The sequence below is a fragment of the Tunturiibacter gelidiferens genome, from assembly GCF_014201335.1.
GTDB classification, from domain to species: Bacteria; Acidobacteriota; Terriglobia; order Terriglobales; family Acidobacteriaceae; genus Edaphobacter; species Edaphobacter lichenicola_E.
On sequence record NZ_JACHEB010000001.1, the window covers coordinates 550,761 to 564,569 of the forward strand.

The window sequence follows — 13,809 nt, forward strand, 5'->3', positions numbered from 1 at the left end:
GTTAGCCAGCGGCAGAGCTACGAACGTCAGTCAATGAGTTTGGAATCAGCGAGACGCGCGCCACAAACTCAATGGTCTGGAATGACCATGCGCCAATCTCGAGCCGGGCATTTAGAATGCAGACAACTGCAGTCCTTTCCGGCTGTAGCCCCAGACTCTCGTGGTTTCCGCCAAGAAACTACCCACGGGGGTCTGGCCCCTCACTTCTCAACTCCCTGCAACAAAACTCTCGAACCCAAATTCAGATGCGGTAAATTCAATATACGACATGATCGGTCCTACTTCAATATTAATATCAGACTAAATCGGTCCGAGCTGAGAGCTGTGCGGCCTTCTGGGGCAGCATCGGTACGAATCGTCAAAGGGCAGACGAACTTGTTCGCGAACTCAATCGGGGACTAACTGGCCTCCCAGGAATAGGCGAGAAGTGCGTCGCAGGTTTCCAGCTACTGAATGGGCGCTCGCCACATGCAAGGAGAAGGAGGTCGCCGCCTTGGTGGCGACGACCGGTTGTCTGAGCCGTACGTTGTTAATCCGTCCGGCTCCATTTCCTATTTGGGCCAGAATTCATAGTTACTCTGTACGCAGCGCTTTCATCGGAGCTATGCGCGTTGCCCGTCGCGCTGGAACATGGCACGCGGATAGAGCGACTGCCATCATCAACGCGGTCACCCCGGTGAACGTCCATGGATCATACGGCCGCACACCATAGAGCAACGACGAGCCAGCGATTACTTGACTTAGAACCAGCGCAGCTAAAAACCCACAGGCGGCACCGGTCAACGCAAGCCTGCTGCCACGCCTTAACACCCACCTGAGCACCTCTCCACGGTTCGCGCCCAACGCCATCCGTATCCCAATGTCGCGGGCGCGTTGTCCCACGATATAAGAGATGACGCCATACATTCCAATGATTGCCAGCACTAATGCGGTGCAGGCAAACACGGCCAGCAGTGTCATGGCAAACCGCCGAGATGAGAGCGTTTCCGAGACAACGTCGTCCATCGCCTCGGGGTTATAGACTACTTGCTCGTGATTCATCTGAGTTACCGAACTTTCAATACCTTTGAAGCTCGGGATCGCTCCAGACTTTGAACGAGCAAGCGCGTCCATGCCGAAGGCAACCAAACTCAACTGTTGCTCCGGCAGCTGCATTAGGGCTTGATAAGTCTCAGCGCGCAACGGATTCACAGCGTCGTTATCAATCCCCCATTGGTTCACATGTCCGACAACACCTATGACGGTCGCTGCATCGTCAAACTGGTCCAGATGGATACGCTTGCCAATCGGGTCAACGTTGCCGAAGAACTTCTTAGCAAATACTTCATCGATCACAATCACTCGCGGCGCGCGGTCGTCATCGGCCTCGGACAGGAATCGTCCCTTGAGAAGTGGAATGCCCATGACTCGCAGATAGTCTGCTCCGACCAGATAGCGTATCGACGATCGCATAGCATTCTGGTTCCCGGGCTTTGGTTCTCCCTCAAGCCAGAATGATTGCTCGTCGTCTGACATCATTGGCAGAGCGGCCCATGAAAAGCAAACCGCTTCAATATCGGGAGTCATCGCGATTTTTCGTTGCGCCTCGCGTAGATAGGCTCTGATCGCATCGGGTCCTGCGCCACTCATCGCCGGAGGCGCTTCCAGGCCAAACGTCAGTACACCTCTTGAGTGAAAGCCTGGATCAATATTCGATAGCTTGACCATGCTTCGAATCATCAACCCAGCACCGATCAACAAAACCAGTGCCAAGGCCATCTGAAAGACGACCAACGAATCCTGCGTGCGGTTGTTCGCACTGCCGATGCTACGGCCTCCCAATCTCAGAGTGCTCTGGACATCTCGCTTGAACATTTTCAGTGCGGGAGCAAAGCCGAACAAGATTCCCGACGCAAGCGAGATGAGGGCGGTGAAGCAAAGTACTAACCAGTCGATATGAATCCCAGTCTCTCGCGGCAGATTCTCCGGCAGCATCTTGACGATGATGCGCGTTCCCAACGCAGCCAACGCGAGGCCCAATACGCCACCGAGCACAGACAGAGTCAGACTTTCAGTCAGCAACTGCCGCAACAAACGAGCACGGCTTGCTCCCAAAGCCGATCGCACTGCAAACTCCTGCGCGCGAGCATTCGCCCTCGCCAGTAGCAAATTCGCCACGTTGACACAGGCGATCAGAAGTACAAAGCCGACAGCGCCCATCAGCACCAACAAGAGTGGTCGGACATCGCGCACCAACGATTCCTTGAACGGCACGAGCTTGGCGTGGATCCCTTGATCCTCTGCCGGGAACGTCGTTTCAAGATTCCGAGAGACTCTTTCCATATCGGCCTGCGCCTGCTTGAGCGTCACTCCTGGCCGGAGTCGGGCGATACCGTGAATTCCCAACCCAGCGCTACGATCATTCAGAGCAGGATTTTGAAATTGACCGATTGGCACATAAACATCACTTGCGCGAAAGTTGCTGATCGCAAGATTGAAGGTCGCAGGCAGCACGCCGACGATAGTGTAGTCGCGTCCATCGAGCATGAGAGGATTTCCGATTACATCGGGTTGCGCTCCAAATTTACGCTTCCAGAACCCGGAGCTGATCATCGCTACGGGTTCCTGCCCAATCTCATCCTCATGGGAGGCGAATAACCGCCCCGCGACAGGCTTCACCCCAAGGAGAGGAAAAAAATCCGAAGAGACGAGTTCTCCGCGCACCTCTTCCGAAGCACCTGTTCCAGTCAGAATGTATCCTGTGCCTCGCGAGACAGCGAGCGCGGCCAGAGCCTTGTTATCCCGCTGCCAATCGCGAAAATTCAGATAGGAGATTGAGCCTTCATTGAAGTTCTGCTTAGCCGCATGAACCGTTACTAGCTCCTCCGCATGAGGATAAGGAAGCGGGTTCAGAAGAACTGCATTGAGGACAGAAAACAGAGCGGTATTTGCTCCGATGCCAAGACCAAGCGTGAGCACGGCCACAACAGTAAATCCTCGACTCTTGAGTAGCATTCGAAGACCGAACCGAACGTCCTGACACAACGTCTCCAGGCCAGGAAGCCTCTGTCGCTCGCGATAAGCCTCTCTGGTTTGCTCCAGACCACCGAGGTGAGTCAACGCTTGTCGTCGCGCCTCAGCTTCGGACATCCCCGAACGGACGTTGTCCTCAATATGCATCTGGAGATGACTTTCAAGTTCTTCGTCCAACTCCATACTTTCTCGTTTGTTGCCGAGAGTTCCGCAGATCCGAATCCAAAGCGCACGCAATCTTCGCATCAAGCCTCCTGCCTGGGAGCGAAAAAGCGCGCGAGGATCGCAGTCGTGTGCTCCCAATCCTGGGTTTCTCTATCCAACTGCCTCTTGCCCGCGCGACTCAGCTGGTAGAACTTTGCGCGTCGGTTATTTTCCGAGACGCCCGATCAGAGACTATGGCTCCCTCCTGCTCCAACTTCAGCAATGCCGGACAAAGAATCCCATAGTTCAACGACAGAAGACCGCCCCTCGTTTGTTCTATACGTCGGGCGATACCGTAGCCGTGAAGCGATCCCATTGATTCCAGAGTCTCGAGTACCATCAAGGCCAACGTGCCTTGCCAAATGTTCGTCTTACCGCCCACGCCGCTCTCCTATTGCTATCCAATACATATTTGCACATGCACGTATGGGGTAACAATAGGTAATTTTCTGGAGACAAGATCCGGGCACACTGAGTGTCGCGGAGCTACATTTTTTCTAGCGAGGTCGGGCTTTCCAGCCAGGTTCGGTAGTCGGTTAGTGTCCACCTTCGCTTAGAAATGACGATCATGATGCCATCAGATTGGCAGCTCCGCCTAAGTCGATATAATTTGAGAACATGCGATCGATTTATCAACGTTGTCTGCTAAAGGTCAATCGACTCCTGAAGATGAACCGGCAAGGGCATCTGAGGAGCTTCGAATTGTACTTGCCTTATATCAAGGACAAATGGGGTTTGGAGATCGGTGGGCCGAGCGATGTATTTCGGAAGGGAAATCCCACACCGGTCTACGAAGAAGCTCGAAGAGTAGACAATTGCGATTTCTCTAAGGCGAATGTCTGGGCAGAACACAGCGAGAGTTTCGTCTTCAATCCTGAAAAGCCCGCGGGCGCAAGCTTGTTCTGTGAAGGTTCAGTCTTGGACGAAGTGCCTGATTCAACTTATGACTTCGTTCTGTCTTCCCACAATCTCGAACATTTCGCAAATCCGATCAAGGCCGTGAAAGAATGGCAGCGCGTGTTAAGCCCAGGAGGAGCGCTAATTCTTACGCTACCTTATTATCGAGACACATTCGATCACCTCAGGCAGCCTACAAGTGTAGACCACATGTTCAATGACTTCGAGCAGAACATTGATGAAGATGATCTCACCCACTTACCTGAGATTCTCGAAAAACACGATCTAACGATGGACATTGCCGCAGGCTCCAAGCAAGACTTTCACCGACGTTCGCTAGAAAACTTCTCTAATCGATGTCTACACCATCATGTTTTTGATGAACACAACAGTCGTGAATTGTTATCCCGGGCCGGCTTCAGAGTATTGTCGGTGGAGACCGTAGCGCCGCCTCACATTTGCATTCTTTCGCAACTAATCTAAGTGTCGCCACCCGTAGTTGCGACAGCGAGTGGGCCGAACTGCGGTCCAATCTCATGAACAAGCTGCTGCTCTACCCTTACGATCTCTGTTACAGAGGCGGCACGAACTAGTAAGGTGATGGGCTGCATGTCGTCCTGGATATAGGAGGGATCGCGCTTCCTGCCAACCTCCGGAGGCACCGTCACTATGACCAGCTTTCAGGCGGCCACATATGACCCCTTGCTACTACGGCCTCAAGTGATACAACTAATTGTCTCGTGATTCACAGGCTAAGCAAGGGTCGGAAAACTCTACCCAGTCATCAAGGTTTCCTTAGTACCCATATGTCTTGACCTAGACTTGGCGACGGAATGAACTCTAGCACCTCCAGGTTCTGGAATAGTTTCGTCGTAAGGTACTCCCTGGAGTGAAAAGCAGAAAAAATCCTACTCCCTTCGGTGACGTTGCCGCGCAGCACAATTCCCCGCGAACGGTATACCTCCACTTCATCAGGAAGCAATTTCTCCAGATAAGCATCGCCTTGCATTGTGACGACCAGAATCGACCCGCTATGAGTTATACGAATCAATTCTTCAATCCATGCGCGGCTGACTGATTCAGACAGATGCGTAAAGACCGATATGGAATATACGAAGTCAAAAATACCCGAGTCGAATGGTAGCGGAGGTTCCAGGCCGTTTAGGGTGAAATTAACCCCAGGGATACTCTTAGAGCACCACTTTATCGTGTCTTCGTTGTAGTCAGAACCATAAACCTCAGTCTTAGCCCCAAAGGCAGCCGAAATGTGACGAATCACTCGCGCCGGTCCGCATCCCCATTCGAGAACCCGTAAAGGATGATTCTCTGATAGGTGACGACTGGCAATTTGGGAAAGTAATGCGGCGGTATCGGTTCCACTCTTTCTGTAATTTTCCCAATCTAGCCATGAGTACGCGTCGTATGCAAGCGCCTCGGGTGGAACCACAAAACCTGGGTTGGCTTGACCGAATAGCATATTCTTTCGCCGTTGCTTTCTATTCACAAATAAAAAGTTGGCTCTTTCTGCTGCATTTAATAGGCCCGCTGTACGCAGCGAGCGCAATATTCGTTGTTTCACGGGAAGTCGGTCCTTTCACTTTAAAACGGAGAAATCATGAACTTTCTGCAAGCAATCCCCAGAGAAGAAGGATACTATGCCACCGGCGCTAGGCCAAACCGCAATCTCAACCGGGGCGAAATCGAGGCCGGGCCGCTTTGCGCAAGCAGATGGGGCGGTTGGATCGAAGGGGCGCTTTCCCGAGATCCTCGGTCAGTTCTGCAGCCATACGTTTTCTCGTACTTGACTTGGCCCAATATCAAGAGGCTGAACGGGGACACTGCAAAAAGCTGGCAATCGACCCGAATGATATTGGCAGTGCGCTGGATACCATATAGAGCAGTCGCCAGACTTGCCTGGTGGAAGTGTGGCGAATGTACTAGGCGAGCAAAATCAACCAGCATTTCGACAACCGCAACGCGCCATATATTTCGCCAAAGCGTGTGCAGGATTCGACTTGGGTGCGTGTTCTTTTCGCCAAAACGAGCTGTGCGACTCCACTCCTTTAATCTAGACGGAGTTCGCTGGCAGGTTAGTTCGCGGATCGATGCTCTATGTGTTCGACGGGCCGCTGCGGATTATTGGTCCGGCAGATGTAACGCTCATATCCTCGATCGTAGTAATGGCTGAGCACGAATCTCATCAGGCGATTCGGACAGGCGATCTTGAGCGATTGGTTTGCGGTGGCTTCGACGATACGCATCACTAGTGGCATGCGTGTGAGCATGCTGCTTAGCCGGACAGCCATAGGGTGTGGTTTTCGCGGCAGTCTGCCCGGCCAGAGCTTGTCGAAGTATGCCGTCGACTCGCCGACCTTTTCAATGCGGCGGCAAGCTCCCACGAAGTTCATCGGATGCAGGTGACGAGCTACAGCATCTGGTAAAAAGACCATCTCCAGACCATGCTCGGCTTCAATGCGGCAGGCCGCTTCGATGTCCTCCATGGCCGCATATGGAAATGACTCGTCGAAGGGAAAGATGCGCAGTAGCGATGTCTTTAAAGAAAGATTGCTGGTGTAGAAATGCTTCCAATCTGGCTTGATACCGGCGATCAGTTCTCCATAGAGGAACTGCGCGCCACGGGTACCCTCCCAGCGCATAAACGGCGTGATTTGCTGACCTTCTTCGTCCAAGACGGTGAGCCCTAGTCCGACGACAGACGCCTCTGGACGCTGTTCATGCAATTGCATGTGGAGGGCCGTGAACTGTGGCGCAGGGAAGATGTCGTCGCCTATCAGAAGCGCAATCGGCGCCTCGATGACGGAGATTGCAAAATTGCGTGCACGCGCCGGGCCGCTGTTTTCCTGGCGGAAATAGCGGAGCGCGAGCGGAGTACGCTTCAGGTAGTCGCTTACCCAAACCTCTGTAGAATCGGTGCTTCCGTCATCGACAATAACGACCTCGAAGTCCTTACGCGCCTGCTCCTCGAGATGCTTCATGCACTGCTTCAAAGCGTCACAGCGATTGTAGGTTGGGACAACAACTGCGAGTGGATACGACACTGCCGAGCCTCCGAAATTGCCTGCCTCAACGATAAGGCAGACCCATCGTCTACCGTGAAGCAGCTTTTTCCATTTTAGCTGCTGCGGATGGTGCTGCGGCACATACCCCCGTCTCGGAGTACACCATGTCTTGGCTGGAAGGTACGACTACGCGGACGAGTACCCTACCATCGCAGCAAGGGTGGGTACCGTACGCGCCGGAGGTGGACTGTCATCGTCTGCCATTCTCTACGCCTGGGGAGTCTCCGCCGCCACCGCAGCAGCTAATTCAGACGGCTCCAGACACGGAAGAGCAGGGATTGCCATCGCCTGTAGTTCGGAGGGTAATGTCTCAGCACCTTCGGAAAAGGCTGCTTCACTTTCAGCTCCCGCATGTGGTGCCATCGAAGCAGCGCAGGACCGTCGACTATTAGCGATCCGTCGAAGCCCAGAAAAAGATGGGTCACTTCATCTTCGTCTCGCATTACCTCGAGAGAATTGTCGGAAATATGGAAAAGGCTGTAGTACTGTTGATCCACGAATAAAAGGTTAGGGCCGATCACAGCGATAAGTTCATAACCCTTTTCCTTCGAGAGCTGCACAATTGGAGCTCGACTGCTGCTCTGGTTGCGGCTTGCATCAGCAGCCTGCACATACATGAAGCGGTTCGACGAGGTCGGGTTGAACTCGATCAACACTAGCTTCGGCCTGAACTTTCGTACGGCCTTCCAGATGTGAAAATCATTCCCGTCGACGTCAATCGAAAGAAGGTCGAACTCCAACGGAACGGGATGTTTCTCGAGGATGGTGTCGAGATTGTCGTCATCCGTCCACCCCACAAACTGCCCGACAAAGACGGCGTTCTCTTGGAAAGGGTATTCCTTGCAGAGTCTCTCGTATTTGGCACGATCACCTTCGATCAGAACAACATTGTAGTTCCTGTTCTCCACTAGGTTATAGGTGTTGCTCAGGTGCTTCCCATCCTAGGCTCCGAACTCGACACACCAATTGCTCCGCTCAGGCAGCATATCCAGAACCTTCGCAATCACCCCGTCTTCTCCGGTCTGCGAATGTACATCACTTGCGAATTCGTTGAGCCACCGACTCGACCGTTTCAATGTTTCCAAAGGGCTTAGCTGCGGGTCCATCCTTAAACTATAGTTGCTCTTGAAGCAGCCGTCGACAAGATCGAAGACAAACCTAAGTAAACTGGACCGCTATAGGTTGCCGCGGATGGTGCTGCAGCAATTACTTCATCTCGGGGTGCATCAAGTCTCGGCTGGAAGGTGGACCTTTACCATTGCCTCAGCTAACAGCACGCCGTCGTTGAGGGCCTATTCAGGAAGAATGTACCCCAGCAATTCGTCGGTATGGCTTCCCTCGCATGCAGGGTCAGTGCTTACGAAGTGGTCGTGACTGGCGGAGCAGCGATAGATCGCTACTACCGCGACGCCCGCAGGAGGCAGCCCGTAGAGATATCCGTTCAGACCGATCACATATTGACCTTCGCAGTCCGAATCTAACGAAACAAAAGCGTCTGTGTTTCCCGCCTTGCAGCCGTACAGGGCAACTGTCGCTCCCGCTTGCGGGGCTGGGTAAAGCCGGCCCAACGTCTTCTCCAGCGTGAAGACAGTCGTATCAATCGAACCCGTCGTCACCCGATGTGAGGTTCCGTGTGAGTATAGGTTTAGTTCATACAGCGTTGCGTCGTTAGGCGACCAGGAGACGAGGCCGATGTCCCAGTTGGTAAGTTTTGCATCAGCGGCTGCGGAAGTCGGCGACTCATCCCAGGCTACCTGTACGTTCGAAAAGGACGGGAAAATCTGCACGGTTCCGCTGCCGTCCTGATACAAGTTGCCATATCCGTCTTGCAAAAGGCCCGGCAGAAAATTACTCTCATAGCCAGTAAGGTTCGTGTCAAAGGTCTTCAACTCCTGCCAACCCGTCTTGCCGATCAGCAGATCGGCTTGAGGAATTCTGTACAGTTGGAAGCCCCATTGCCCATACTCCATGATGCCCCCGGTCGTCGACGTGGCGCGTCCCCCTAAGTTATAGAGTGCGTACCAGTAGCCGTCCGCCGTGTTGAAAGCCATATCGGCCCAGGTTGGATGGTCCGAGACAAGATTCAGTCCATTGGTCGTCAGCAAGCTGCCAATCTTAAAGTGCACTCCGTCAGAGGACACGGCCTCCCGGTGTACGTCTTCGGGGTCACCGTCCTCATAGAACAGCGTGATAGCCTGCCGTCCATCCGAGTTGTAGGGTACGGGTTGAGCTACACCGTATTCGTTCGAGGTAGCCGGGATCACCGGCGACGAGTACTTCTTCCAGCTAATCCCATCGTTGGAAAAGGCGACTCCGATGGCGTTACCCCCACCCCCCCCATTGGGGGTGCCCACGTAGTAAAGGGCGTAGGTATAGGTCTGGCCATCCCCGAGTGGATTGCTGAACTTGCCCTGGACCACCTGGGGGTTACAGGTGAACGCGGAGTCCCACGCACCCGGCGTCTCCGCCAACGCCACCTCGGGGCCTACCCGCTTCCCGCTTACAAGATCAATCGACTCATACATGATCGTGTCTGTATCCTGCGAAGGTTTGGCTGGGTTCTGAGCCTCACCGCACCACCAGAACTGCTGCACATGGCCAGTCTGGATAACGGACGGTGTGTAGTCCCATCTCCCCGATCTTCCGACCACAGCTCCCGGAGGGGGCCCACCCGACCCGCATCCGATCAAGTAAAGAAGCAAACCAAACCAAATCAAATCTCCCAGTCGACGCGGCACACCTTGGCCCATGCGGGGGGAAGCTACGCCCCCATATCCGATCTTGAAAAAATGCATTGGAGAATTGTAACGTCCCTCGATGGTCTTACTGAAACAACCACTTCTACCTGTCTATGGAGTTTTCCGCCGACGTCGGTCTCAGCGCTCATCGAGCCACTCACCGGCGGACCGGTCGTAGTGGTCCCTGGGACTGCGGTGTGAATTCAGGACGAAATAGCCAATCGCCTATCGAAATCCTAGTGCTGACCGAATCTCATCAAGTTTCTGCGCCTGTTCCGGCACCTGGCGAAGCCTATCGAGAAGCAACTCGACAAAACCCCAAGCCGCGGCCAAGAGGAATCCGAAAGCGGCGAAGCCCACCGATAACAGCTTCCTTGATGGACCTGATTTCTTATCCGGAGGGATAGCGCGGTCCACAATCTGCAGGATCGGCGCCGATTTCGCCTCATCCAGCTTCGCCGCTTCACTTTGTCTCGTCAACAGCTCGAAGAGGGTCTCATGATACTTCAACTCTCGAGCCTGCCGCTCGTACTGTAGCGCGGCCTCGGGCAACTGACCCGCGGGAATCTGCAACTCTCCCGGTTTCACCGATTGCTCGCTTTTCTCAAGTTCCGCCACATGTGACTTGAGTGCTTCGATCTCTCGCTGCAATTGAATTACAAGAGGGTTGTTCTCGGTCGCATAGGTCTCCATCGACTGTAGCGCGACCTGTCTGCTTGCTAATTCGGCTCGCGCCTGAGCGATCGCGTTGATGATCGCAATTGCCTGCCCGTTGAACTGGATCACACCTGTCTTTTGTTGTGTGTTTCGCAGAGCTTCTTCGGCATCTGAGAGCGCGTGTTTCTCGTCAGCAAGACGGCGGTCGTAAAATCTATTCCGCTGCGTCGCCTCGCCGGTCGCAAGCTCTGAGTTCAAGACATACAACTGATCCAGATAGCTGTTCGCGATGTCGCTCGCGATCTTTGGATTGGAGTCTTTGACACTCAGATGGATCAGGTTGTCCTTACTCGACTCAAAAGTTGTATGCGCTTGGAGAATGAACTCCGTATCGACCAGCGTCTTGGTCTTATATCGCTGACGCAGATTGCATGCAGCTATAACATTGTCGGCGATCGTCCGGCTTTCGAGGATACCAACGTACATATCCGCCGGACTCTTCAGACCGAATACTCCTCCACCCAAGCCCGCCCCGCCCGAGAGCGCCCCCACTTGTCCCAAAAGAACTGACGCTGCGGACGTTGCCTGCTGCGGTGGAAGGATTGCCGCCGTAGCAGTGTAGGTAGGCTTCAGGACGAGACTTAAAATTATTCCAACTGCCAGGCCTCCGACGGTCATCAGCGTTACCCGTCGCTTGGTCTTTGCCAGAACCAGAAGCACGGCCAGAAGATCGATGCGACTGTCCGTCACGGTAGGTTGCAAAGCCTGCGCATCCGCAGCGTTTGGTTCGTAGATGTAGGATGTCATAGGGCGGTGGTGCTGTAGTTCGTTGCCCGCAGCGTTCAGGCACTCTACACTTATACTACGCCGTTGTACCTCGCCGGAATGGCTTGGGCATTTCGGAACTCCTGATTGAGGTTGATTGCAAGCGGCAAGATGACCAATGATATGGCTACCATCGCTGGTACCTTCAGCCGGCCCGGTCGGAATGATTTCCTGCGTCGTTACGAGAAGTTCTTCTTTCTGACTACTGTTCTGTCCTCGGCGTTGCCAGGATTCGCTCCACTCAAATTGGTCGTGATCGTCGCGCTCTGGTGCTATCTGATGGTGGGCGATAGCTTCACCATCGCTGCCGCACTCTGGTTCGTTTCGGTATCGCTGAATCTCCTGTTAGGAGCGCAGGTCGGCGCCGTCTTCCAGGGTGTCCCGCTGAAGTATGTCTTCGACCATTTCCTTCGGTTGATCGTCTTCTTTATCGCCCTGGGGATAGGCAGCTACACTGCGAGTCGATGCTCCATTTCGCAGAAACGGTTGGACCAACTCATCTTCGTTATTGCCATTGGCTTGATGGTCTTTAAGCTCTTGATAGCCGGTGCCGTCCTCGCAGGGATCCCTCAGAGTCGCGTTCAGGGAATCTTCGGGTTTGACACACCGACAGAAGGTATCGGGTTCGGCTTGCAACGACTGCAGTTTCCATCCGACATCATCGCTCCCTTTCTGATCGCCTGTTACGTGGGGGGCAAGAAAAAAATCAAGGATGGCATCCTGCTCTTCTGCATTGCTACCGTCGTTTTTCTCAGCTTCTCTCGTTTCCTGATAGTCTTTTACCTTCTGTGCACTCTTTTACGAGCGCTCTGGATCAAGAAAGCTGACTTCATCACCGTGCTTAACGTCGTTGTCTCCGTGGCATTCGTGATCGTCTTCTTCGAAAGTATCCTGTCCCGCTTCGCCAGCGTCGACACGGAGATTTCCGATCGGACTCGCGTCGACCAGATTCACTATCTGAAGATCGGCATCAAGACCTTTCCGCTCCTCGGCACTGGCATCGGTTCGGAAGCGCACGATTACCTGCGCAATGACAAGACCCCCTACCTTTATGAAGCACAGTGGTACGCAACAACCATGCAGATGGGATTCATCGGAGTCTTCTGGTATGTGCTCAATCTCCTGCTGGCGGTCTACGTGCCTCTTCGCAAGAACTACGTCGCGTTCACCGTAGTCTTCCTGGTGTGGTTCTTCTCAGGTTTTACCAACCCGTACCTCACCGGCTTAGGAAGCGCTTTCGGCCTCACCATACTTCTTCTGAGATGCAACGGCGCGCGGCTCCAATCTGGGCGGGCTGCTACCATCGCCTGAGCCATCATTCTCCAAGGCGAATTTCATCCCATGCGTCAGCTCGCGATCAACATTGTTCGGTATAACCAAGAGTTCTCCCTCTTGGAGCGCTCTATCCAGGCTGCACTCAACCAGGATCTCGACAACTTCGAGGTTGTTCTCACCGAGAACGGATCCTCGGATTGCACCAAAGGGTTGCTGTTGCAGCGTTTCGGGACTGATCCCCGCTTCCGTTATGCAGAGAACGATGCGAACCTCGGATTCTCGGGCGGCCATAACCGATTCATCCATACCGCGAATGCGGAGTTCGTTCTTCCACTCAACCCCGACACGCAGCTCACGCCGGAGTACGCACGCACCGTTCTCGCCATATTCAGCGACCCCTCCGTCGCCGCTGCTGAGGGCAAGATGCTCAAGCCTGAACCTCTTCCAGACGGTCGATACATCCTCGATGGCACTGGCATGTCTCTCTCCCGTGCTCGCAGAGCAGGGGAGAGAGGGCAACTCCAGATTGATGAAGGGCAGTTCGATCACAGTACTAATGTTTTTGGCGTCTCAGCCACCGCCGCAATCTATCGCACCAGCGCACTGGAACGTATCAAGCATGGCGACGCGGAATACTTCGACGAGGACCTCTTTACCTACTGGGAGGATCTGGATCTCGCATGGCGTCTGCGGCTTGCCGGCTTCGAGTGCCGTTACGTGCCAGAAGCCATCGTCTATCACTCACGTTCTGCCAACCAGAGCAAAGATGGTTTTAGTCGAATCGGCGCCTTCATCGCCTACACCCGCAGCCTTTCCCTTCGCGTCGTGCAATGGGACTGGCGCAATCATCTGCTGACGATCATCAAGAATGACTTTGGCTCCAGCTTGTTACGCGATCTGCCCCGCATCGCAGTTCGCGAGCTGACCATTTTCGCCTACCTGTGTGTCGTCCGCCCCCAGATTCTGTGGACGTTACCGGAGTTCTTCAGGCTCCTGCCAAGGATCCTTCGCAAAAGGAAGTTCGTGCAAGGCAGCCGTGTTGTCTCATCCCGACAGATGGGCCAATGGTTTGAAAGCGCACGGCGCTGAGCCTCTAAAGAGTGGTAACGCGTTCGATCCAT

The 13,809-nt window shown here is 54.0% G+C and carries 11 protein-coding genes; 3 read left to right on the plus strand and 8 right to left on the minus strand.

Going from position 1 to position 13,809, the window contains the following annotated elements:
* Positions 1-573: 573 nt before the first annotated feature.
* Positions 574-3,258: an ABC transporter permease gene (locus tag HDF14_RS02250; RefSeq protein ID WP_183973105.1), complete on the minus strand. Its 2,685-nt coding sequence runs from the start codon at positions 3,256-3,258 to the stop codon at positions 574-576.
* Between the two features lie 97 nt (positions 3,259-3,355).
* Complete coding sequence (locus tag HDF14_RS02255; RefSeq protein WP_313899480.1) at positions 3,356-3,556, minus strand: helix-turn-helix transcriptional regulator; 201 nt, start codon at positions 3,554-3,556, stop codon at positions 3,356-3,358.
* Positions 3,557-3,924: 368 nt separating this feature from the next.
* On the opposite strand from HDF14_RS02255, the gene HDF14_RS02260 reads away from it, so the two are divergent.
* The gene (locus HDF14_RS02260) at positions 3,925-4,596 is read left to right on the plus strand and encodes a class I SAM-dependent methyltransferase (protein ID WP_260697963.1); all 672 of its coding nucleotides are present in this window, start codon (positions 3,925-3,927) and stop codon (positions 4,594-4,596) included.
* On the opposite strand, the gene HDF14_RS02265 is transcribed toward HDF14_RS02260, so the two are convergent.
* From HDF14_RS02265 to HDF14_RS02290, 6 genes are all read right to left on the minus strand, one after another.
* On the minus strand, positions 4,593-4,781 hold the full coding sequence (locus tag HDF14_RS02265) for a hypothetical protein (RefSeq protein WP_183973109.1): 189 nt from the start codon (positions 4,779-4,781) through the stop codon (positions 4,593-4,595). The two genes, HDF14_RS02260 and HDF14_RS02265, sit on opposite strands and share 4 nt — an antisense overlap.
* A 116-nt stretch (positions 4,782-4,897) precedes the next feature.
* Entirely contained in the window at positions 4,898-5,692 is a 795-nt protein-coding gene (locus tag HDF14_RS02270; RefSeq protein WP_183973111.1) for a class I SAM-dependent methyltransferase, read from the minus strand.
* Between the two features lie 511 nt (positions 5,693-6,203).
* On the minus strand, positions 6,204-7,274 hold the full coding sequence (locus HDF14_RS02275) for a glycosyltransferase family 2 protein (RefSeq protein ID WP_313899463.1): 1,071 nt from the start codon (positions 7,272-7,274) through the stop codon (positions 6,204-6,206).
* 161 nt (positions 7,275-7,435) lie between these two features.
* A complete protein-coding gene (locus HDF14_RS02280; protein WP_183973115.1) occupies positions 7,436-8,101 on the minus strand; it encodes an FkbM family methyltransferase in 666 nt (221 codons plus the stop codon).
* 384 nt (positions 8,102-8,485) lie between these two features.
* On the minus strand, positions 8,486-9,988 hold the full coding sequence (locus HDF14_RS02285) for a hypothetical protein (RefSeq protein WP_183973117.1): 1,503 nt from the start codon (positions 9,986-9,988) through the stop codon (positions 8,486-8,488).
* Positions 9,989-10,156: 168 nt separating this feature from the next.
* Positions 10,157-11,395, minus strand: coding sequence for a Wzz/FepE/Etk N-terminal domain-containing protein (locus tag HDF14_RS02290; RefSeq protein WP_183973119.1), 1,239 nt, complete (start codon positions 11,393-11,395; stop codon positions 10,157-10,159).
* Positions 11,396-11,536: 141 nt separating this feature from the next.
* Here HDF14_RS02290 and HDF14_RS02295 point away from each other — a divergent pair, with 141 nt between their 5' ends.
* The gene (locus tag HDF14_RS02295) at positions 11,537-12,724 is read left to right on the plus strand and encodes a hypothetical protein (protein WP_183973121.1); all 1,188 of its coding nucleotides are present in this window, start codon (positions 11,537-11,539) and stop codon (positions 12,722-12,724) included.
* Positions 12,725-12,754: 30 nt separating this feature from the next.
* Entirely contained in the window at positions 12,755-13,777 is a 1,023-nt protein-coding gene (locus tag HDF14_RS02300; RefSeq protein WP_183973123.1) for a glycosyltransferase family 2 protein, read from the plus strand.
* Positions 13,778-13,809: the final 32 nt, after the last annotated feature.

What these genes read in the sequence shown, in the direction of transcription:
- HDF14_RS02250 (WP_183973105.1), bottom strand. Translation starts at nt 3,258, where the DNA reads ATGCGAAGATTGCGTGCGCTTTGGATTCGGATCTGCGGAACTCTCGGC.
- HDF14_RS02285 (WP_183973117.1), bottom strand. Translation starts at nt 9,988, where the DNA reads ATGCATTTTTTCAAGATCGGATATGGGGGCGTAGCTTCCCCCCGCATG.
- HDF14_RS02295 (WP_183973121.1), top strand. Translation starts at nt 11,537, where the DNA reads ATGGCTACCATCGCTGGTACCTTCAGCCGGCCCGGTCGGAATGATTTC.
- HDF14_RS02290 (WP_183973119.1), bottom strand. Translation starts at nt 11,395, where the DNA reads ATGACATCCTACATCTACGAACCAAACGCTGCGGATGCGCAGGCTTTG.
- HDF14_RS02300 (WP_183973123.1), top strand. Translation starts at nt 12,755, where the DNA reads ATGCGTCAGCTCGCGATCAACATTGTTCGGTATAACCAAGAGTTCTCC.
- HDF14_RS02255 (WP_313899480.1), bottom strand. Translation starts at nt 3,556, where the DNA reads ATGGTACTCGAGACTCTGGAATCAATGGGATCGCTTCACGGCTACGGT.